The 21787-nt window shown below is 66.9% G+C and carries 18 protein-coding genes; 5 read left to right on the forward strand and 13 right to left on the reverse strand.

Going from position 1 to position 21787, the window contains the following annotated elements:
- Positions 1–26 precede the first annotated feature (26 nt).
- The 9 genes from ACFFJ7_RS11670 to ACFFJ7_RS11710 form a co-directional block, all read right to left on the reverse strand.
- Positions 27–1169, reverse strand: a complete 1143-nt coding sequence (locus ACFFJ7_RS11670; RefSeq protein ID WP_377592466.1) for a CaiB/BaiF CoA transferase family protein — start codon at positions 1167–1169, stop codon at positions 27–29.
- 49 nt (positions 1170–1218) lie between these two features.
- Positions 1219–2016, reverse strand: coding sequence for an IclR family transcriptional regulator (locus ACFFJ7_RS11675; RefSeq protein ID WP_166951094.1), 798 nt, complete (start codon positions 2014–2016; stop codon positions 1219–1221).
- A gap of 23 nt (positions 2017–2039) precedes the next feature.
- Positions 2040–2816, reverse strand: coding sequence for an enoyl-CoA hydratase/isomerase family protein (locus ACFFJ7_RS11680; protein WP_377592469.1), 777 nt, complete (start codon positions 2814–2816; stop codon positions 2040–2042).
- A complete protein-coding gene (locus ACFFJ7_RS11685; RefSeq protein ID WP_377592471.1) occupies positions 2813–3871 on the reverse strand; it encodes an NAD(P)H-dependent flavin oxidoreductase in 1059 nt (352 codons plus the stop codon). Before ACFFJ7_RS11685 ends, ACFFJ7_RS11680 begins: the two co-directional genes overlap by 4 nt.
- The gene (locus tag ACFFJ7_RS11690) at positions 3868–4578 is read right to left on the reverse strand and encodes an ABC transporter ATP-binding protein (protein WP_377592473.1); all 711 of its coding nucleotides are present in this window, start codon (positions 4576–4578) and stop codon (positions 3868–3870) included. Before ACFFJ7_RS11690 ends, ACFFJ7_RS11685 begins: the two co-directional genes overlap by 4 nt.
- Entirely contained in the window at positions 4571–5281 is a 711-nt protein-coding gene (locus ACFFJ7_RS11695; RefSeq protein WP_166951087.1) for an ABC transporter ATP-binding protein, read from the reverse strand. Before ACFFJ7_RS11695 ends, ACFFJ7_RS11690 begins: the two co-directional genes overlap by 8 nt.
- A complete protein-coding gene (locus tag ACFFJ7_RS11700; RefSeq protein ID WP_377592476.1) occupies positions 5268–6260 on the reverse strand; it encodes a branched-chain amino acid ABC transporter permease in 993 nt (330 codons plus the stop codon). Before ACFFJ7_RS11700 ends, ACFFJ7_RS11695 begins: the two co-directional genes overlap by 14 nt.
- A 9-nt stretch (positions 6261–6269) precedes the next feature.
- A complete protein-coding gene (locus ACFFJ7_RS11705) occupies positions 6270–7142 on the reverse strand; it encodes a branched-chain amino acid ABC transporter permease (RefSeq protein WP_377592478.1) in 873 nt (290 codons plus the stop codon).
- A gap of 147 nt (positions 7143–7289) precedes the next feature.
- Complete coding sequence (locus tag ACFFJ7_RS11710; RefSeq protein WP_166951079.1) at positions 7290–8456, reverse strand: ABC transporter substrate-binding protein; 1167 nt, start codon at positions 8454–8456, stop codon at positions 7290–7292.
- A gap of 499 nt (positions 8457–8955) precedes the next feature.
- Between ACFFJ7_RS11710 and ACFFJ7_RS11715 the strand changes: the two genes are divergently transcribed.
- The 5 genes from ACFFJ7_RS11715 to ACFFJ7_RS11735 all read left to right on the forward strand — a co-directional run bounded on the left by ACFFJ7_RS11715 (position 8956) and on the right by ACFFJ7_RS11735 (position 16280).
- On the forward strand, positions 8956–11034 hold the full coding sequence (locus ACFFJ7_RS11715; RefSeq protein WP_377592481.1) for a 3-hydroxyacyl-CoA dehydrogenase NAD-binding domain-containing protein: 2079 nt from the start codon (positions 8956–8958) through the stop codon (positions 11032–11034).
- A 108-nt stretch (positions 11035–11142) separates the two neighbouring features.
- On the forward strand, positions 11143–12336 hold the full coding sequence (locus ACFFJ7_RS11720; RefSeq protein WP_377592483.1) for an acetyl-CoA C-acyltransferase: 1194 nt from the start codon (positions 11143–11145) through the stop codon (positions 12334–12336).
- On the forward strand, positions 12336–13598 hold the full coding sequence (locus tag ACFFJ7_RS11725) for an acyl-CoA dehydrogenase family protein (RefSeq protein WP_377592485.1): 1263 nt from the start codon (positions 12336–12338) through the stop codon (positions 13596–13598). The genes ACFFJ7_RS11720 and ACFFJ7_RS11725 overlap by 1 nt, the downstream gene beginning before the upstream one ends.
- A gap of 24 nt (positions 13599–13622) precedes the next feature.
- Entirely contained in the window at positions 13623–14780 is a 1158-nt protein-coding gene (locus ACFFJ7_RS11730; protein ID WP_377592488.1) for an acyl-CoA dehydrogenase family protein, read from the forward strand.
- 57 nt (positions 14781–14837) lie between these two features.
- Positions 14838–16280: a hypothetical protein gene (locus ACFFJ7_RS11735; protein WP_166951067.1), complete on the forward strand. Its 1443-nt coding sequence runs from the start codon at positions 14838–14840 to the stop codon at positions 16278–16280.
- Positions 16281–16287: 7 nt separating this feature from the next.
- Here the strand turns inward: ACFFJ7_RS11735 and ACFFJ7_RS11740 are convergent, their stop codons facing one another.
- Genes ACFFJ7_RS11740 through ACFFJ7_RS11755 form a run of 4 tightly spaced genes read right to left on the reverse strand, consistent with a single transcriptional unit; the run spans position 16288 to position 21768 of the window.
- Positions 16288–17565, reverse strand: a complete 1278-nt coding sequence (locus ACFFJ7_RS11740; protein ID WP_377592491.1) for an aminotransferase class III-fold pyridoxal phosphate-dependent enzyme — start codon at positions 17563–17565, stop codon at positions 16288–16290.
- A complete protein-coding gene (locus ACFFJ7_RS11745; protein WP_377592493.1) occupies positions 17562–19700 on the reverse strand; it encodes an ABC transporter permease in 2139 nt (712 codons plus the stop codon). The genes ACFFJ7_RS11740 and ACFFJ7_RS11745 overlap by 4 nt, the downstream gene beginning before the upstream one ends.
- Complete coding sequence (locus tag ACFFJ7_RS11750; protein WP_377592495.1) at positions 19697–20815, reverse strand: ABC transporter ATP-binding protein; 1119 nt, start codon at positions 20813–20815, stop codon at positions 19697–19699. The genes ACFFJ7_RS11745 and ACFFJ7_RS11750 overlap by 4 nt, the downstream gene beginning before the upstream one ends.
- On the reverse strand, positions 20812–21768 hold the full coding sequence (locus ACFFJ7_RS11755) for an extracellular solute-binding protein (protein WP_166951059.1): 957 nt from the start codon (positions 21766–21768) through the stop codon (positions 20812–20814). The genes ACFFJ7_RS11750 and ACFFJ7_RS11755 overlap by 4 nt, the downstream gene beginning before the upstream one ends.
- Between the last annotated feature and the right edge of the window lie 19 nt (positions 21769–21787).

Genomic DNA, 21787 nt, shown 5'->3' on the forward strand with positions numbered 1-21787 from the left:
CGCGTCTCTTGATCCGCCCGGCTCTCTCAGATCCCGTAATCTTCCCGCGACAGCGGCGGCGGCATGTGTCTGACGGGCACCCGCTTGCCGTCGAGGCGGAAGGGAGGCGCCAGCACGCGGGAGACCGTGCCGTCCGGATTGTCCCGGCTGGCGACAACGCCGGCGTTTTCGGCCCGGGGAGACGTCAACGCCTCCAGAAGCCCGAGCACCTCTCCACAAGGGATGCCCTGCGCGCGCAGCCGCCCGGTCAGTTCCCCACGGGTGTGGCTGGCGATCTCCGCCTTGAGCAGCGGGGCGAGTTCCTCGCGGTTTCGGGCGCGGTCGAGATTGGTGGCGAAACGCGGATCGGCGGCGATGTCCGGCCGGTGGATGACGTGATCGCAGAACCGCTGGAACTGGGCGTTGTTGCCGACGGTGATGACGATCGGGCCGTCGGCGGCGGAAAAGACGCCGTAGGGCATGATGGAGGGATGGGCGTTGCCGTAGCGGGGCGGGTCCTTCTGCATGGCCAGCGCCTCAAGTCCGTAGTAGGACGTCAGCGACGTGCCGCAATCGAAGAGGTTGAGCGAGATATGCCGCCCGCGCCCGGTTTTCTCGCGCTCGTACAGGGCGGCTAGAACCGCCTGCGCCGCGTATTGGCCGGTCGTGATATCGACGATGGCGACGCCGAACTTAAGGCGTTCCTGATCCGGCTCCCCGTTCATGGCCATCAGTCCGGCTTCGCCCTGCACGACGAGATCGTAGCCCGGGCGCTCCGCCTCGGGGCCGTCCGAAGGATAACCCGAGATGGTGCAATAGACGATGCGCGGGTTGACGGCGCGCAGCGCCTCGTATCCCAGTCCGAGCCTGTCGGCGCCGCCTGTCTTGAAGTTCTGCACGACCACGTCGGCCTGCGCGGCGAGCGCCAGCACCGTGTCGCGGCCTTCGGGCGTGGCGAGATCGATGCTGATGGACGTCTTGTTGCGGTTCACGCTGTCGAAATACGCCGTCGTCGTCTCGCCCGTCCGCAGGCCCCAGTCGCGCGTGTCGTCGCCGCGCACGGGATGCTCGATCTTGGTCACGTCCGCGCCAAGGTCGCCGAGGATCATGCTGCACCAGGGCCCGGCGAGCACGCGCGACATGTCGAGCACCCGGATGCCATTGAGCGGAAGGGCTGGTGAATGCGTCATCGTGGCGTTTCCTTGAATATATGTTGTGGCCGCTGCTTTCGGGCCGCCGTCAGGCGCCCATTACGCCTTCGAGGTTGCGGGCGACCTCGATCAGGCGCGGGCGCACCTCGCTCAGCAGAAATTCGCGCGGTACCAGGATGGTGGGGCCGCCGCAGTTGATCGCCATCGGCGGCAACCCGCCGCCCGGACGAAAGCCGACCGCGATGGCGCTGACTTCCTTCAGCCAGTCGCCGAAGGAGCAGCAGCAACCGAGTTCCTGGTACTCCTGCAGCGCCCGTTCGATGCCTTCCCGCTTGCGCGGCCATGTTTCAGGATCGTAATCCTGCAGTTCCTCGAATATCTGCCGCCGCTCGCGCTCGGAGCACACCGCGATATAGGCGCGTCCCATCGAGCTGCGGGCGATCGAATGCCGGTAGCCGACGTCGATGTTCAGCGAGATGGCGGCGGGGCCGCGCATGCTTTCCACGTAGCGCATCGTCAGGCGCTCGCGCACGCCCAGACCGACCGAGGCATTGGAGAAATTGGCGAGATCGGTCAGCGATTCGCGGGCGACGCGGCGCACATCGAGGCCGCCGAGCGCCGTCGAGCCGATGGCCATCAGCGCTGTACCCAGACGGTACTTGCCGATATCCTCCTTGTAATGCAGATAGCCGAGCTTCGTCAGCGTATAGGTCAGCCGCGAGACCGTGGAGCGCGGCAGCTTGCAGCGTTCGGCGATATCGTTGTTGCCCAGAAACGTCTCACCGCGGCGAAAGCACGCGATCACGTCGAGGCCGCGCGCCAGCGCGGTGACGAAATGCCTGTCGCCCTTTGTTTCCGGGGCGTCGATGTCGTCGGGTTCAGTCATGTTGGTCGCGGAAAGAGAGGTTCTCATCGTGACAGAAATGCCCTGAAAGCTTGCTGTGCCGCTTCGCTCCGCCGCAAGGCATGGAAATGGCGCGCTTCCTCTTCGAGCGTTTCAGAGATAGCGGTTGCGTATCCGCGTCTCAACAGTTTCTTGGTTGCCAGGACAGCCTCCGGGGAGAGGGCGGCGATGCGTGCAGCTTTCTCGATGGCGGTTTCCAGCGATTGCCCGTCCTCGGTGACGGCGTTGACGATGCCCGCCTGCGCCGCGACCCGGGCCGGGAACTCGTCCCCGATCAGCAGCAGTTCCGACGCCAGTTTCTGCCCGGCGAGCAACGGCAGCAGATAGGTGGACGATCCTTCCGGGCAGAGGCCCAGGCGCACGAACGGCAGCCGGAACCGCGCGCCTTGCCCCGCATAGGCGAGATCGCAATGCAGGAGCAACGTCGTGCCGATTCCGACAGCGAAACCCTCTACCGCCGCGATGACCGGCTTCGACACGCCGACGAGATCGCGCAGGAACGACAGGCCGGGACTGGAAACGGCGGCAGCCGGCTCCGTCGGCGCTTCCGCGTCCTGCGTGTCGTCGGTCCGGAAATCCGCGATGTCGTTGCCGCTGGTGAAGCAATTGCCGGCTCCGGTGAGGACGATGGCGGCAACCGACGCATCACGGTCAGCCTCCGCCAGCGACGCGCCGAGCAGGGCATAGGTTGCGCGGTCGAGCGCGTTGCGGCGCTCCGGACGGGAGATGGTGAGCAGGCGGACGCCGCTCGCGGGAGCGCTGGCGAGAACGGTAGCTGTCATGAAGGCTCCTGAAATTCTCCGTTGCCGGCCGGATGATCGGCGGCATCGACATAGGAGGCCGCGGCGCCGTGCACCTGCCGGAGCGCCGCCGCGTACTCGCGCCGCAGCCGCGCCACGACATCGGCGGCGGGCGGGACGTCGTCTATCGTGCCGACACCCTGTCCCGCGCCCCAGATGTCGCGCCACGCCTTGGCGCTGCGGCCGGGACCGAAGTCCATCCGGCTCTTGTCGGAAGCGGGCAGGTCATCGGGGTCGAGACCCTGCGCGACGATGCTGGGCCGCAGATAATTGCCCGGAACGCCGGTGAAGAACGGCGTGTAGACGATGTCCTGCGCATTCGACCTGGTGATCATCGCCTTGTAGTCATCGGCCGCGTTGGCCTCGCGGGTGGCGATGAAGCGCGTGCCCATGTAGGCGAGATCGGCGCCCATGGCCTGCGCCGCCAGAATGGCCGCGCCGGAGGTGATTGCCCCCGACAGGGCGAGCGGCCCGTCGTAGAAGCGGCGCACCTCGCCGACGAGGGCGAAGGGGCTGAGCGTGCCCGCATGACCGCCCGCGCCCGCGCAGACCAGGATGAGACCGTCGACGCCTTCCTCAAGCGCCTTCTCGGCGTGGCGGACGGTGGTGACGTCGTGAAAAACCAGACCGCCGTAGGCGTGAACCTGCCGCACGAGGTCGCCGGGCGGGCGCAACGAGGTGATGATGATCGGCACCCGGCGGCGCACGCAGACCTCAAGATCGTGCTCCAGACGGCTGTTCGAGCCGTGCACGATCTGGTTGACGGCGAAGGGGGCAACCGGGCGGGCGGGATCGGCCGCCCGCGCCGCCTCCAGCGCCTCCGTGATCCGGACGATCCAGCCGTCGAGCGTCTCGGCCGGCCGTGCGTTGAGGGCCGGGAACGAGCCGACGATGCCGGCGAGGCACTGGGCGATCACGAGGTCCGGGTTCGACACGATGAACATGGGCGAGGCGATCACGGGCAGCGACAGGCGGCCGCGCAGCGCGGCGGGCAACCGGCTGCCGGCGGCGTGGGGAAGAGAAGAGGGCCCCGTCATGCCGATTGAGCCTCCCGCGCCAGATACAGATCGTGCAGCCGGTCGAGGTCGACGTTCGCCGCCGGCTCGCTGAGCAGCACGCGGCCCGACCGCATCAGATGCACGTCGTCGGCGACGCCGACCGCGATATGCGTGTTCTGCTCGACGAGAACGATGGTGATCGCTTCCTCCTTCAGGCGGCGGATGATGTCGAACACCTCCTTCACGATCACCGGCGCCAGGCCGAGGGAGGGTTCGTCGATCAGCAGGATGCGTGGCATCGACATCAACCCCCGCCCGATGGCGAGCATCTGCGCCTCGCCGCCGGAAAGCGATCCGGCGAGCTGGCCGTGGCGCTCCTTCAGGCGCGGAAACAGCGAGTAGACCCGTTCGAGATTGCTGGCGAACGCCGTCCGGCAGCGGCGCGGATAGGCGCCGAGGCTGAGGTTCTCCTCCACGGACATGTCGCGGAAAACCATGCGCCCCTCCGGCACGAGGATGATGCCGCGTTCGGCGAGGTCCCAGGCCTTGCCGCGCAGCGGCTCCCCGCCCAGCCGGATGTCGCCCTCGTAGGGGATGAGCCCGGCGAGCGTCTTGAGCAGCGTGGTCTTGCCCGCTCCGTTCGGCCCGACGATCGTGGTCAACGTGCCTTCACGGAACGTCAGCGAGACGTCCCACAGCACCGTGACGCGGCCGTAGCCGGAGCGCAGGTGTCTGATTTCAAGCATGGGCGGCTCCCGTGTAACTTTCGATCACCGCCGGGTCGCGGAACACTTCCTCCGGCGTGCCGTTGGCGATGAGCTGGCCGAAATTCAGCACGACCGCGCGCGTGCAGAGGTTCATGATCGTCTCGATATCGTGTTCCACGATCACGATGGTGAGGCCGAAGTGCGAATGAAGCTCTTTCAGCTTGAGCATGAACTGGCGCTTGGCCTGGCTTTCGAGGCCGGCGAGCACCTCGTCGAGCAGCAGCAGCTTGGGCTCGATGGCCAGCGCCTTGGCGATCTCAAGCCGTTTCAGCTCCTGCAGCGCGAGTTCCGTCGCGGCGTTGCGCTCGGCCTGCCGGGCCAGTTCCATGAACGAGAGGATTTCGTCGATCCGGCCGGGATCGTGACGCCCCGCGCCGAACGCCTGCGCGACGACGAGATTCTCCCGCACGGTCAGATGGTGCATCGGCTGCGGAATCTGGAACGTGCGGCCGATGCCCGCCCGCGCGCGCTTGTGCAACGGCAGGCGGTTGACGTCCACACCCTTCAGCAGGATGCGTCCCTGCGGCTGAATGAGGCCGGAGATGGTGTTGAACAGTGTCGTCTTGCCGGCGCCGTTAGGTCCGACCAGCCCGAGAATCTCCCCCTCCGCAAGGGAGAACGACACGTCGCGCAAGGCGGTGAGACCGCCGAAACGAACGGTAACGCCTTCAAGCTTCAGCATCGCGCCGCCCCTTCAGGAAACGTTCCGCCAGCCCCAGCAGCCCGTTGGGCGCCAGCAGGATCATGGCGGCGAGCAGGAAACCGAGCAGGATCTGGTGCCCGACGGCAATGATGGATTTCGCGACCACCTGATCGAACAGGTAGATGATCACCGCGCCGCCGATCGGCCCGAAGGTCGTCCGGTAGCCGCCGAAGATGGCCGCGATGATCGGCAGCACGCTCCACACGCCGGAGAAGGCGTAATCGGGTTCCAGAAAGCCGATGATGTGCGCGTTTAGCGCGCCGAACACGCCGGTGATGAAGGCGGACAGCGCCAGCATCCACGCTTTCAGCAGCATGCTGTTCACGCCGACGACGCGGGTTGCGTCCTCGCTGTCGGCGATCGCCCGCAGGGCCGTGCCGACGAGGCTCCGGCGCACGAGCGCATAGACGAGCGCGCACAGCGCCACGACCACCACCAGCAGGACGTAGCTGCCGCTGCGGCTGGCAAGATCGAGCCCAAGGACCGCCGGAAGCTGGGGAATGGCTTGAAAGCCGGCGGCGCCGCCCGTCAGCCAGGACAACTCCGTGGCGAGGATGCGGAAGATCTGCGAATAGGCGAGGATGGCGAGGGCAAAATAGGGCCCCGAAAGCCGCAGCGCCGGTATCATCAGCAGCGACGCGCCGACGGCGATCACGCCAGCCAGCGGTACGCTCAGCAGCACCGGCAGGCCGAGCTTCGCCGACAGGAGCGCCGAGGCATAGGAGCCGACGCCGAAGAATGCCGCATGCCCGAAGGACACCATGCCGCCGAGGTTGCCGAGCAGCGCCCACGCCAGCGAGATGCCCGCCAGGATGAGGGCGGAGATCAGCAGCCCCAGGAAGTAGTTGCCGGCACCGGCCGCGAGCGGCAGTGCGGCGAGGACGAGAGCGATGCCGACGAACACGATGGACGAGGGCCAGGAAGACGGCCGGGAAACGGATGGAGCGTGTGATGACATCGATGTTTCCTAACCCCGACGGGCGCGCGCGCCGAACAGACCGGTCGGCAGGAAAAAGAGGACGAGCAGGAACAGCGCCATGCCGGCAAGCTCCTGAAGCGCGGAACTCGCGAGGGTGACGGTCAGCGCCTCCGTGACGCCGAGCAGGATGGCGCCGAGGAACACGCCCGGAATGGAGCCCACGCCCGCCAGCACGGTGACGATGAAGGCCTTGACCGTGAACGCATGGCCGATGGACGGCTGCACGACGCTCATGGTGTAGAGCGCGACGCCGGCGACGCTGGCGAGAACGCCTGCCGCGATGAAGGCGACATATTCCGTGCGCACGGGGTTGATGCCCATCAGCCGGGCGGCGTCGCGGTTCGACGAAACGGCGCGCACCGCCTGCCCGTACCAGCTTCCCTTCAGCCACCACCACAGCCCCCCCATCAGCAGCAGGCTGACGGCGAAGGCGACGACCTCGCCGTTCATGGCGAACAGCGGGCCGATGGAGACGGCGTCCTGCAGCAGGGGCGAGGTCGTCGTGCGCACATCGCTGGCGAAAGCGAGCAGGATGGCGTTGGTAATGATGATACCGACCGCGAAGGTCAGAATCAGCGAGTTCAGCTCCCGATGTTCGCGGATCCGGTTGATCATCAGGAACAATACCGCGCTCAGGCCGCCTACCAGCACAAGCGCCAGCGGTATCGCGGCATATGGATTGAGCCCCGTGTTCGTCTCGACGAAATAGGCGGCATATGCGGCGAGCAGCACCAGTTCGCCATGCGCCAGATTGATGATGCGCATGGTTCCGAACGCAATGGCGAGGCCCAGCGCCACGAGCGCATACACGCTGCCGACGAGGATTCCGGAAAATATCGCCTGAAGAACGAGTTCTATCATTTCGGCTCCTGAGATCGGGCGAACGATCGGAGGTGTCGAACCGTCGCCGGTCCGGCCCCGCGCCCGACATGCTGTTTCTGGAACTGCCCGCCTCAGCCGCGCGGACGGTGGCCGCACGGCGTGCCGGCGTTCATGCGCGGGCCGCTCTTACCAGGGCAGGCCGGGGTAGACGATGGAGCCGTTCGCGTTGGCCTGCGGCGATACGAGGACGATCTTGCCATCGCGGTGCTGGCCCATGCTCAGCGAGAAGAAGGGGTTGTCGCCCGTCTCGTCGAACTTGACACGGCCGAGCAGCGTCTGCCGGTCGGTCTTGCGCATCTCGTCGGGGAGGCCGCCCTTGTCGAGCGTGCCTGCCTCCGCCGCGCGGGAGATGGCCTCCAGCAGGATCGTGGTTTCCACGAAGCTGAGCGTGGCGAGATACTCGATGTCCTTGTTGTACACTTCCCGGTAAAGGTCCGCGAAACGCTTGCCCTCGGGGTCGTTGACCTCGACCGGGAAGGGCACGAACGACGTGCCGACCACATTGTTCATGAGGTCCGGGAACTCGCTGTACATCTTCGGCGTCGCGAGTGACCACACGCCGACGATGAGCTTGACGTCGGGCTTCAGAACCTTCGCCGCGCGGATGATGCCGACATAGTCGTTCTCATAGGCGGACATGACGATCATGTCCGCCTTGTCGCGCAGTTTCACCTTGTTGATGATTGGTTTGAAGTCCGTGATGGCGGGATCGAAGCTGTGGACGGTGACCTTGACGCCCTTTTCCGCGAGCGACTGCTCCAGCCCCTTCGCCAGCAAGGCAGGCGCCTCGCGCGTGGAGGCGATGATGGACACGGCCGAAGGCTTCAACTCGGCGACCAGGTTTTCGACGCCGCGCTGGTAGCCGGCGTTGTTGTTGATCCGGAAGAACGTCTTCAGTCCGCGGGCGGTCAGCTCGTCGCTCACGGCGCCGGCGGTGATGTACACCTTGCCGAGGTTGTTGGAAGCGGCCGACGCCGGGCCGATGATGTTGGAGCCATAGCCGCCGATGACAGCCACCGCGCCGTCGTTCACGAGCTTCTCAACCGCCGAGACCGCCTTCGCCGGCGTGCTCTCGTCGTCGATCACCTCGACCTTGAACTTGTACTTGTCCGACCTCTCGTTGAACTGCCGGACGGCAATCTGCATGCCTTCGGTAAAGGTCTGGCCCGAGCGCGCGAGCGACCCCGTCAGCGGCATGTGCGCGCCGATCAGGAGTTCCTCGGCGGAAGCAGCCGCCGTCCCCACCGCCATCGCCAGCGCGAGCGACAACGACACGATACTCTTGCGGATCATGAAAGTCCTCCCCATGGGCACCCGACCGGATCGGGCGCGGACCTTTTGTCAGTGAACAGGGACGATTGCCCTGATTTTCTTGGCGAAGCCCCGGTAGGGGCATCCGCGTTCCTGATTGTCCAGAACGCCGGGCGATGGCGCGGAATATGCCATCCGCCGAAATCCCCGCATGCGCCCGGCATGCCGGGATCCGGCCGCGACTACGCGCCCCCGGTCCTGTCGAGATGCACTTCGCCCCTTTTAAAAGCGGCGCCTGCAAGATGGATTGCAAGGTCGCACGCCGGCCGGCGAAGCGTGTGCATGGATGCCACAACGCCATATCCGTGTCAATAATGCGATACAACATTCTGCATTGCAGAATTATTTTAATCAGGATGTCGGGCGCGCCGTTCATCAAAATCGCTTGACACGCTGTGCTGCCCTCAATGATATAGATCGAAATGAAGAATTTAATTCTGCAGTGCAGAACATCGTGCTTGCGGAAGATGAGGGAGAGATCATGCCGAAAATCCATTCCGATGTGGCAGGCGGGGTGGCCGTGCTGCGCATCAGCAATCCGCCGGTCAACGCGCTTGGCCAGGCGGTTCGCGAACAGCTTCTCGATCTCATCACGCGCGCGCAGGACGACGCCGCCGTCGAGGCCATCATCATCACGGGCGAGGGGAAGGTCTTCATCGCCGGCGCCGATATCAGCGAGTTCGGCAAGCCGCCGTTGCCGCCCGCCCTGCCGGAGGTTCTCGATGCGATCGAGAACAGCGCGAAGCCCGTGGTCGCGGCCATCAACGGCCTGGCGCTGGGCGGCGGCCTGGAAGTCGCGCTCGCGGGCCACGCCCGGGTCGCTTCCGCCAGCGCACGGCTGGGCCTGCCGGAAATCAAGCTGGGCCTCATTCCCGGCGCGGGCGGCACACAGCGCCTGCCAAGACTGATCGCCCCTGCCGCCGCCTTCGCGCTGATGCTCGACGGCGAGCCGGTCGAGGCTGCGCGGGCGCTCGAACTGGGATTCGTCGACGTCGTCGCGCCCGGCGATCTGCTGGAAACCGCACGCGACAAGGCGCTGGCACTGGCCAGGGCGGGTGCGTGGCGGCGCACCGGAGACGCATCGGCGACGCTGACGGAACAGGCGCGGGAAGCCTTCGAGGAGCGGGCGCGCGAGGCGTTGCGCCGTCAGCCCGATGCCCCCAACGTGGCGGCGCTCGTGGAGGCCGTGCGCGGCGTTTTCGAGCTTCCGTTCGCGGAAGGGCTGGCGCTCGAACGCAGCCGGTTCCGCACCCTCGTCGACGATCCGCGCGCGCAGGCGCTGCGCTACTCGTTCTTTGCCGAGCGCAAGGCCGGGCAGGTTCCCGGTATCGGCCGCGAGACGCCGCGCCGGGAGATCGCCCGCGCGGCCGTCATCGGCGCCGGCACCATGGGCGGCGGCATCGCCATGTGTTTTGCCAACGCCGGCATTCCGGTCACGGTGGTGGAGGTCGCCGAGGATGCGCTGAGGCGCGGCATCGGCCGCGTCGCCGGGCTCTATGAATCGTCGGTGGGGCGCGGCTCCCTGTCGCGGGAGGAGGCGGACAGGCGCACCGCCCTCATCGACGGCGCGGTGGGCTACGACGCGGTGGCGGACGCCGATATCGTCGTCGAGGCGGCTTTCGAGGATATGGGCGTCAAGCAGGAGATCTTCGCGAGCCTTGACAGGATCGCCAAACCGGGCGCCATCCTCGCCACGAATACCTCCTACCTGGACGTCAACGCCATCGCCGCCGCCACGCAACGGCCGCAGGATGTCATCGGCCTGCATTTCTTTAGTCCGGCCAATGTGATGCGCCTGCTGGAAATCGTGCGGCCGGAGACGACCGCCGCCGATGTCGTGGCGACGTGCGGCGATCTCGGGCGCAAGCTCGGCAAGGTTGCCGTCACGGTCGGCGTCTGTTTTGGCTTCGTCGGCAACCGTATGCTCGCGCGGCGCACGGCGGCGACGGAGCGGCTGCTGCTCGCCGGCGCCTTGCCGCACGAGATCGACGACGCCATCACGGGCTTCGGCTTCAGGATGGGGCCGCTGGCGATGGGCGACCTCGCCGGCCTCGATATCGGCTGGCGCACGCGCAAGGCACAGGGCACGCGCGCGCCGGTGGCGGACACCCTGTGCGAACTGGGCCGCTTCGGCCAGAAATCGGGCCGCGGCTTCTACCGCTATCCCGAAAACGCGCGCAAGGGCGAACGCGATCCGGAGGTCGAGGCCTTGATCGCCGAGATAGCGCAGCGCGAGGGCGTCGAGCGCCGGTCGTTCAGCACGGAGGAAATCGTCGCCCGCCTGCTTTATCCCATGGTCAACGAGGGCGCGCGCATCCTCGCCGAGAAGATCGCGGCCCGTCCCGGCGACATCGATGTGATCTGGGTCAACGGCTACAACTGGCCGGCGTGGCGCGGCGGGCCGATGTACTGGGCGGACGCCGTCGGCCTCGGCGCGATCGCCGGGCAGCTCACCGCCTTCGCGGACAGGGAAGGGGATGAGACCCTGCGTCCCGCGCCGCTGCTTGCGGAACTCGCGGAGGCCGGCCTCACCTTCCGGCAGTGGGCGGAAGGGGCATAAGCCCATCCGCGCTGCCGCGCTTTCCAGACGAACACCGATCTGCCGGCTGAGGTCGGTCTCTCGCCGGCCGGATTCCGGACCGGCGTCGAATCACCCGAAGGGTTCATCATGACGGAAGCTGTAATTGTCTCGACCGCGCGCACGCCGATCGGCAAGGCGCATCGCGGCAGCCTCAATCTGACGAAGGGCGCCGATCTGGCGGCGCACGCCATCCGCCACGCCCTCGCGCGCTCCGGCGCCGCGCCGGAGGAGGTGGAGGAAGTGGTGCTCGGCTGCGGCTATCCCGAAGCCGCGACGGGCGGCAACGTCGCCCGCCACGCCGGCCTCGTCGCGGGATTGCCGGTCACGGCCAGCGGCGTCACCGTCAGCCGCTTCTGCGCCTCCGGCCTGGAAGCGATCGCGGCGGCGGCCCGGCGCATCGCGCTGGACGGCGTTCCCGTCGCCATCGCGGGCGGTGTCGAATCGATCTCGCTGGTCCAGCCTCAGGTAAAGCGGGAGCTGTTCCTGAACGACTGGCTGCTGGCGAACAAACCTGAAATCTACACCTCGATGATAGAGACCGCCGACAACGTGGCCGAGCGCTATGGAATCAGCCGCGAGGCGCAGGATGCGTTCTCCGTCGAGAGCCAGCGCCGCACCGCGTCGGCACAGCACATGGGCCTGTTCGACGACGAGATCGTGCCGATCACCGTTACCCGCGCGGTGACGGACAAGGAAACCGGCGAGACGCGCCACGAGGTGGTGACACTCGCGAAGGACGAGGGCAACCGCCCCGACACCACGGTGGAGGCGCTGGCCCGGCTGAAGCCGGTGCGCGGTGACGACCGGTTCATCACCGCCGGCAACGCCAGCCAGTTGTCGGACGGTGCCTCCGCGTGCGTCCTGATGTCGGCGCAGGAGGCGGCGCGACGGGGGCTTGAGCCGCTCGGCATCTTCCGCGGCTACGCGACCGCCGGATGCGAGCCGGACGAGATGGGCATCGGGCCGGTGTTCGCCGTGCCGCGTCTGCTGGAACGCAACGGCCTCAAGGTCTCCGACATCGGATTGTGGGAACTGAACGAGGCGTTCGCGTCGCAGTCGCTCTACTGCATCGACAGGCTCAGCCTTGAGCCGGCGCGCGTCAATGTCAATGGCGGCGCGATTGCCGTCGGCCACCCCTTTGGCATGAGCGGCGCCCGGCTCGTCGGCCACGCCCTGCTGGAGGGGCGCCGGCAGGGTGTCCGCCATGTCGTCGTCACGATGTGCATCGCAGGCGGAATGGGCGCTGCGGGATTGCTTGAGATAACAAACGGAACGATCTGATGGATCTGCGCTTCACACCCGAGGAAACGGCCTTTCGCGAGGAAGTCCGTTCGTTTTTCCGCACTGAAATCCCGCAGGAGATCCGCAACAAGGTCTCGCAGGGGCGTTCACTGTCGCGCGAGGATTACATCACCTCGCAGCGCATCCTCTACGACAGGGGGTGGGCCGTGCCGCACTGGCCGGTGGAATACGGCGGGCAGCCGTGGACCGCAATCCAGAGCTACATCTTCATGGAGGAGCTGATGCAGGCGGCGGTGCCGCTGCCGCTGCAGTTCAATTGCTTCATGGTGGGGCCGGTCATCGCCACCTTCGGATCGACGGAGCAGAAGGAACGCCTGCTGCCCCGAATCGCGCGGCTCGACGACTGGTGGTGCCAGGGCTTTTCCGAGCCCGACGCCGGCTCGGATCTCGCCTCGCTCAAGACGCGGGCGGAGCGTGACGGCGACCATTATGTCATCAACGGCCAGAAGACCTGGACGACGCTCGGCCAATACGCCAACTGGATGTTCTGCCTCGCGCGCACGGACCCGACCGTGAAGAAGCAGGCCGGCATTTCGTTCATCCTCGTCGACATGTCCCTGCCGGGTGTTTCCGTGCGCCCGATTATCACCATCGACGGCCGTCACGAGGTCAACGAGGTGTTCCTCGACAACGTCCGCGTCCCTGTCGACTGCCTGGTGGGCGAGGAGAACAAGGGCTGGGATTACGCCAAGTTCCTGCTGGCCAACGAACGCACCGGCATCGCGCGCATCGGCATGTCGAAGGAGCGGATCGCGCGGGTCAAGCGGCTGGCGCGCGAAACGCCGGCGGGCGAGGGGGTGATGTGGGACGACGCGGACTTCCGCGCCCGCGTCGCTCAGGTCGAGATCGAACTGAAGGCGCTGGAAATCACCCAGATGCGTGTCGTCTCGGCGCGCAGCCGGCGCGACAACACCAGGCCCGATCCCGCGTCCTCGATTCTCAAGATCAAGGGATCGGAGCTGCAGCAGGCCACGACCGAGCTGCTGCTCGAACTCGCGGGGCCCAATGCCTTGGCCGCCAGCCGGCCGGAGCTGCTGCGCAATGTTCACGAAGGCGATCTGGCGCCGGAAGGTGATGTCGCGCGTGAGGGCGATTTCACTCTGGACGATTTCACTCGGGACGACTTCACCTGGGCGGAAACGGCAGCCCCCGTCTACTTCAACAACCGCAAGGTTTCCATCTACGGCGGCTCGAACGAGGTGCAGCGCAATGTCATCGCCAAGGCGATCCTGGGCCTTTGATTTGCGGATTTGCGAGGACTGATCATGGATTTCGATCTCACGGACGAGCAGAATCTGCTGAAGGAAACGGTCGACCGTCTGGTCGCCGACAATTACGGCACGCTTGAACAGATCACCGCCCACCGCGCCGCTCCCGGCGGCTTCCGCGAGGAAGGCTGGCAGCGGCTGGCGGAACTGGGGCTGCTCGGCCTGCCCTTCAGCGAGGCGGACGGCGGCTTCAACGGCGGCCCCGTCGAAACCCAGATCGTGATGGAGGCGCTGGGTCGCGGCCTTGCGCCGGAGCCTTATCTGCCCACCGTGCTGCTGGGCGGCGGCGTGCTGCGGCGCGCGGGCACCGACGCGCAGCGCCAGAGCATCATTCCCGGCATTATCGACGGCACACTGCGCCTCGCCTTCGCCCACACGGAGCCGCGCGCCCGCTACGACCTGCACGACGTGGCCACGCAGGCCGTCCGGCAGCCGGACGGCAGCTACCGCCTCGACGGCCACAAGAGCGTCGTGCTCAATGCCGACACGGCCCGATGGTTTGTCGTGAGCGCCCGCACCGCGGGGGCGCGGCGTGACGAGGAAGGCATCAGCCTGTTTCTGGTGCCGGCCGACGCGCCCGGCCTCTCCGTCGAAGCCTACCCGACTCATGATGACGGGCGGGCAGGGAACGTGTTTCTTGCCGGCGTGACGGTTCCTGCCGATGCCCTGATCGGAGAGTGCGACGCCGGGCTTGCGGTGATCGAATGGGTGAACGGCGTCGCCATCGCCGCCGTCGCGGCGGAGGCGGTCGGCATCATGGAAGCGCTGCAGGCGCTGACCGTCGACTACCTGAAGACGCGCAGACAGTTCGGCGCGACCATCGGCTCCTTCCAGGCCCTGCAGCACCAGACCGTGGATATCCTGATTGCCACCGAGCAGGCCCGTTCCATGTCGTATTTCGCCGCCATGATGCTGGACGAGCCGGATGCCGGCGCTCGCAGTCTGGCGCTGTCGTCGGCGAAGGTGCAGATCAACCGTTCGGCGCGGCTCGTGGGTCAGAAAGCCGTCCAGTTGCACGGCGGCATCGGGATGACCATGGAATATCTCGGCGCGCACTATTTCCGCCGGCTGGCATTGCTCGAAACCCAGTTCGGGGATACGACGCACCATTTGCGGCGGGTGGCGCAGTCGGAAGGCCTCGTGCAGGCGGGCTGAACGGCGCCCGCTTCCCGCCGCGCCCGCTCCCGCGGGGCTTGCCCGAGGTTTCCGACAGTGACCGCCGACCGGCCGCAACGCTTTTCCGAAATGATATCCGCCGGCGGCTTCGGCCCGCGTGCCGCCGCGTCGCTTTGCATGCTGCTGATGTTGCCGGGCGCGGACGCGAGGGCGTTGTTCGGATGGGACGCCGGAGCCGTCGTCGCGGCCGCGTTTCTCTGCGGCTATCTGATCCTGTGCTGGCGGCATCTCCTGCCCGTCGTGCGGGTGCTGCTGCTGGTCTGCGTCGGCCTTGTCGCGTTCACGCTGTTCAGGGACGGTGGCATCGGGACGCTGGTCCGTGCCATGGGGCCGACGACGCTGCTGCCCGCGTTTCTGGCCATGCTCGCGCTGTTGCGGGCGGCGGCGGGCGCGTCGCGGACGACGTTTCTGGCGGGGCGGCTGCTCGTCAACCAGCCGCCGGCGCGGCGCTATGCGTCGCTGACGCTCGGCGGGCATATCTTCGGCATCCTGCTGAACATCGGCGGCCTAGCGCTGCTCATCGACATGACGCGGCGGGCCAACACGCTTGAGGCGGGCAACGGCGACCCGGCCATCGTCGAGTTGCGGCAGCGGCGCATGACGCTGGCGGTAATGCGCGGCTTCGCCTGCGTCGCGCTGTGGTCCCCGCTGGGGCTGGCGATCAACCTGCTGCTCGCGGCGACGCCGCAGGTCGCGTGGATCGACGTCGCGCCCTGGGGCATCGCGGCGACGGTCGGCTTCGCCCTGCTGGGATTGCTGTTCGATCATCTCGAAAGCCCGCGCGCATCACGCCCCTTCGTCCGCGCGCCGGACCCGGAAGGCGGACGGGCGTTGCTGTGGATGCTGGCGCACATTGTGGCCCTGTCGTGCCTGACGATGATCGTTGAGACCTTCACTCACCTGCCGTTTCAGGCCATCCTGATCAATGTCGTCCCGATCTACGCCTTCTGCTGGCTGCTGGCCATCGGCCGGGAAAACGGCGGCGTGTCGCCCCCGCGCTTCGCCGCCCGCGTCCTGCGCAACGACGGCGTCGCCCGCTGGCCCGACTACGCGAACGAGATCGGCATCTTTTCCGCCTCCGGCCTGCTCGGCATTCTGCTTGCCGATCTCGCGCCGCGCGAACTCATCGAGCACGCATTCGCCTCGACGGCGCTGCCGCCGGGCGCGATTCTGGGGGTGCTTGCGTCCGCGGTGATCGTTCTGGGTTTCATCGGCATCAACCCGATGATTTCCGCGTCGATCCTGGCCACGGTGATGGCGCGGCTCGAACTCCCCGGCCTGCCGCTGACGGCGGTCGTGCTCGCGCTCGCGGGCGGCTGGGCCTGCATTGTCGGGGCGGGGCCGATGGTCTCGACGCTCGTCATCGTGGCCAACGCGATCGGCCGCTCGCCGGCAGAGGTCGGCCTGCGCTGGAACGGCCGCTTTACGCTGGCGGCCAGCCTGATCTGGGTTGCCATCCTGCTGCTCCTGCCGTTGTAGCGGCGGCTCAGCCCTCGTCCAGGGCCGGAACCTGCCGGCCCGTCAGCGCGGAAACCGCATTGGCCGCCCGCCCGATGCGGTCCACGACATCGGCGAGTTCCGCATCCGTTATGATCAGGGGCGGCGAGAAGCCGATGCTCCTGTCGTCCTTGAATACGGTGGAGACACCCTGCTGCCGCAGCGCATCCAGCATGAGGTCGTCGAACCGCTCGCCCGGCTCGAAGCCGAGGGCCGCGGGATCGAGCATGACGGCCTGCAGCAGGCCCTTGCCGCGCACGCCCGCGATCCCCGGCGCAGTCTGCGACGAAGCCGCCACCAGTCGGGCAAGCTGTTCCTCGCCTCTGGCGGCGCGGTCGACGAGACCCTCGCTTTCGATGATCTCAAGAGTGGTCAGGGCTGCCCGGGCGGTCAGCGGGTTCTTTTCGTGCGTATAATGGCCGAGATCGAGTTCCGGGGCCACATCGAGCCTCGTGTCCGCGATGACGGCGGCAATCGGCAGCATGGCGCCGCCGAGTGCCTTGCCGAGAACGACCGCGTCAGGGACCGCGCCGACATGCTCGAAAGCGAAAAACTTTCCGGTCTTGCCCAGGCCCGAGGGAATTTCGTCGAAGATCAGCAGCGCGCCGTGCCGGTCGCACAGGCGCCGCACCTCAAGCCAGAGCCCCTCCGGCGGCAGGTGACAATTGCTCCTGATGGGTTCGGCGATCACGCAGGCGATACCCTCCTGCGACGTGGACAGGATCTGCTCGATCTCGGCCAGCATCCGCGCTGCGCCGCCCGCCGCCCAATAGGGCGTCACGTGATGGCGCCCCGCCAGCATGGGGCCGAGGCGGGGATCGATGTCCGGTCGGGACAGGCCGAAGGCGCCAAAGCCGTGCCCGTGATAGCTGCCGCGCAGCGAAACGGTTTCATGCCGCCCGGTCGCCACGCGGGCGAGCTTCAGGGCGATTTCGATGGCGTCCGAACCGCTGTTCGCGAAGAGCACTTTCGCCGCCGCCCCCGGCCAGAGCGCGAGCAGCTTTTCCGCCAGCGCGACGGCAGGTGCGTTCGTGAAGCGCCTGGGGCTGAACGGCAGTTCGTCGATCTGCGCCTTGAGGGCGGCGGCGAGCACCGGATGGGCGTAGCCGATATGATGCGCCGTGTTGCCGTGCAGGTCGATCAGGCGATGGCCGTCCGTTTCCTCAAGCCAGATTCCATGCGCGGCCCGCAGGGCCGACCGGCATGGCGACGACCCGCTTTGATGGAAGAAGGCGCGGCTGTCGCGCGCCGTCAGTGTCTCTGTCATGGTGTGTTCTCCGCCTGCGCCGTAAAGCCGCGCGACCGCGCCGCTAATGTGCGCGTCATGCGTTTCCATTGCCGTGCGTAGCGCGGCTGCTGCTCGATCAGCCGGATCAACGCGATGGCCGCGAGCGCCAGAGCGAGCAGTACCAGGCTCTTCGCGCCGGCATAGCCGAAATCGCCTGAGGCTGCATGGTTGAAGATGGCGACGGAAGCAAGCTTGTGATTGCCGGAAACGAGAAAGATGACCGAGGAAAGCGTGGTCAGGCCATCGATGAAGACATAGAGCGTGCCGAGCAGCAGCGCAGGCTTGAGCATGGGCATGGTGACGCCGAAGAACCGCGACGCGAGGCCGGCGCCAAGGCTTTCCGCCGCCTCGTCCACCGCTGGGTCGAGCCCCTGCAGTGCCGCGCGTGCCGCCAGGACGCCGACGAAGAGGTTCGAGAACAGAATGTTGATGACGAGGATCGCCGAGGTTCCCGTCAGCGCCAGCTCCCTGATGCCGAATGGAAAATTAAAGGCGACGATGTAGCCGATGCCGAAGATGATCCCCGGCACGATGGCGGGCGCGATGGCGATGAAGAAGATGAGATCGGCGCCGGGCGGGCGCAGCTTCTCGATCACGTAGCCCACCAGAATGCCGAGCAGCCCGCCGAGCGGCGCGGCCATGCCGGCGATGGCAAGGCTGTCCCAGACAAGGCCGAGGCCGCGATCCGAGCTGCCATATCCCGAGCCGCCAAGGCCGACGTTCACGCCTTCCGGTGTGAAGTAGCCGAGCGTGACACTCCAGTCCACGCCCCAGACGCGCGTCACCGCGCCGAGCGCCATCGTCGCGTAGATCGTCAGGATCACCAGCATCACGGCCGCGGCGAGAGACGACAGGCCCGCGCGCCAGACGCCGGGAAGGGCGATCTCCGACTTGCGGCCGCCGCCGCCACTGGCGTAGCGCTTCCGGCGGCCGACCGCCTCCAGCGCCAGATAGAGCAGCAACGACGGGGCCAGCAGCCAGATGCAGATGGCCGCCGCCAGCGGCGTGTTCTGATAGGCGGTGATCTGGTCGTAGATCACGCCCGCCAATACCGGCATGTCGCGTCCGAGCAGCGCCGGGTTGCCGAAATCCGTGAGGCTGAGAATGAAAACCAACATGAAGGCGCGCTTGAGGGCCGGCCAGTTCATGGAGAGCGTCACCTGCGTGAAACTCTGCCATGGGCGGGCGCCCAGATTGACCGCGGCCTCGTCCAGATCGGCATCGTGCTTGCGCATGACGTTGTCGAACACGATGAAAGCCGCAGGCATGAAGGAAAGCGTCTGGGCCAGCAATATGCCCCCGAAGCCATACAGATTCGCGTGCTCGGCGTCGATGAGGCCCAGCCCCTTGTCCAGAAGGCTGTGCGTCACGAGACCGCGCCGTCCGAAAAGCATGAGCATGGCGGTCGCGATGAGCACCGGCGGCGCAACCAGCGGCGTCAGCAGCACGGCACGGGTGAACTGCGGCCTGCGGACGCCGCCGTAGTTGACGCCGTAGGCCAGCGCGAACGCCAGCACAGTCGTGGTCACCGCCGCGCAGGCCGCGAGGACAAGGCTGTTGAAGGCGGCGAAACGCAGGTGAGCCTTGCGTGCGACCTCAAGGTAATGGTCGATGCCGAGCCGCCGTTCCGTGCCGTTGCGTAACTCGTCGAACTTCTTCTGCCCCAGCGCGTCCTTAACCTTGAACGCCAGCGCGGCGCGCTTGTGCAGCATGACATGGGCGAGGGGCCAGGTCTCGCGAAAGGCACCGGCCTCGCCGGGCGGCAGCGCGGCGATCGCGGCATCCGCATTGCGCTTCTGGACATTGTAGGCCGCCTTCCTGTCCCACGCGACCGGGATATCCAGAAGCCCGAACGCGGCGGCGGTCGCGTCCACCCGCTCCTTCTCCGTCGCCGTGGCGGCCCAACGCGCAACCGTTGCGTCGCGCTCCCCGGCGGGCAGGGTGTCGAGCGCTTCGCGCGTCACGGTGGCCATCCGTTCGGGCGTCATCGGCCCGCGGACAACGAAGCTCTCCACCAGCACGGTGGCAAGCGGATAGGCAATGAAAAGCACGAGCACCGCTGCCACCAGGGCGGAGAGCGCGACTGCCGGGAGGTTTCTCGCCGTCAATGTCATGGGCGGCTCCCGTCCGGCAGGATCCAGGCGTTGTCGGCGTCCGGCACGACACAGACGGGCTGGCCCTTCCTGTAGTCCGCATGCAGGGCGGAAGGCACGTCGGCGACCACGTCCTCTCCTGTTTCCAGCCGGACCTGCACGCGGACGTGAGCGCCGCAGAACGTCGTCATCTCGACCCGGCCGGGCATGCCGGCCGCGACTGCGGCCCGGGCAGGCGCCACCAGGCCCAGGTGCTCGGGGCGATAGAGCAGCGTGACAGTCCGCCCTTTTTCTATCGTGCGCGGCAAGTTCGCCGGCCAGAAGCCGCCGTCGACGGCAACGCCGTGTTCCGTCGCCCTGCCGGTCACCAGATTGGACATGCCGACGAATTCTGCGACGAAGCGTGTGGCGGGCCGATGATAGATTTCCGCTGGCGTGCCGATTTGCTCGATCCGTCCCCGCGACATGACGGCGACACGGTCGGACAGCGCAAACGCCTCTTCCTGATCGTGCGTGACATAAAGCGTCGTGATGCCCAGACGGCTGACGAGCCTGCGCAGATCGATCCGCAGCTTCGCGCGGATGCGCGCGTCGAGCGCCGACATCGGCTCGTCCAGCAGCAGCACCTCGGGATCGCAGGCAAGCGCCCGTGCCAGCGCGACACGCTGCTGCTGCCCGCCGGAAAGTTCGTGGGGATAACGGTCAAGCAACTGGTCAAGCTCGACCAGCGCGGCGAGTTCCCGCACCCGCGCCTGCGCCTCGACCCGGGGCACGGAGCGGATATGGCTGGAAAAGCCGATGTTCTGCGCAACGGTTTTCGTGGGGAACAGCGCATAGGACTGGAAGACGAGACCCATGCGCCGCTGCGCCGGCGGCTGCCCGGTGACATCCCTGCCGCCGCAGTGGACCCGCCCCGTATCGGCGGCCACGAAACCGGCGATGATCCGCAGCAAGGTGGTCTTGCCGCAGCCTGAGGCACCAAGCAGCGTCACGAATTCGCCCCTGGCGAGGTCGAGGCTCACGCCGTCCACGGCGATGTTGCCGGAGAAGCGCTTGCCGACGCCGCTCACGCGAATATGCGGCTGGTCCGCAACGGGGACCAGCCGCTCGGGCGTTTCAAATGCCAGACTGCTCATTGCTTCAGGATACGGGCGGTGAACTCCGCGCGGAACTCATCGATATTGACGGGACGGCGCATGTTCCACAACGTGATGGTGTTCAGGTCGACGAGGCCGTAGCCGGGCACGGCGGTCGCGCCGACGACCTTGCCCAGTACCTCGGCGGCATCCTTGCCGGCCATGAAGTCAAGGAAAAGCCGGGCTTCTTCCGGATGCGGCGCGCCGGCGACCAGTCCGCCGCCCTCGGTGACGTTCGGCGTGATGCGGCCATACACGACCTCGACCGGACGGCCGGACGACTTGCGCTCGAAGCACGTCGTATCGAAGCTCAGGCCGATGGTGACCTCGCCGGACGCCGCCAGATCCGCGCCGCCGGAGCCGCCATCGGAATAGCGGAAGACGTTTTCGTTGAGGTTTTCAACGAACGGCCAGCCGAAAGCGTCGACGAACGTCGTCAGGATGGCGCCGCCCGTGCCCGACTTCAGCGGAGACGGAAGCGAGATTTCGTTGTCATAGACCGGCTTGATCAGGTCTTCCCACGCCGCGGGCATCGGCAGCTTCTTCTCGGCCAGACGCTCCGTGTTGACGATCATGCACATCGTCGTGGCGAAGTGCTTGTTATAGAAGTGGTCCGGATGCCGGAACTGCTCGCCGATCAGCGAATTCTTCGGCTCGTAAGGCTCGAACACGCCGGCGTCAACGAGCTGCTCCAGCGCGATGTTGTTGACGAGATAGACGACGTCCGCCTGCGGATTGGCCTTCTCCGCGATGGCCCGCTCCACGATGGGCCCGGTGGAGCCGGATACGAACTTGACCTCGATATCCGGATGCTTCGCCTTGAACGCCGTTACCAGAGCGGTGTTGACGCTGTCCGAGGCGTTATAGAGCACAAGCTCTTTCGCGACAGCGGACGTAGCGGACATTGCCAGCGATGCAACCGCCAGCGCGATAAAACCCTTGTCGAATGCCATGATAGCCTCTTTCTTCTCC

This window comes from Pseudochelatococcus lubricantis, from assembly GCF_042432495.1.
In the GTDB taxonomy this organism is placed as follows: Bacteria; Pseudomonadota; Alphaproteobacteria; order Rhizobiales; family Beijerinckiaceae; genus Pseudochelatococcus; species Pseudochelatococcus lubricantis.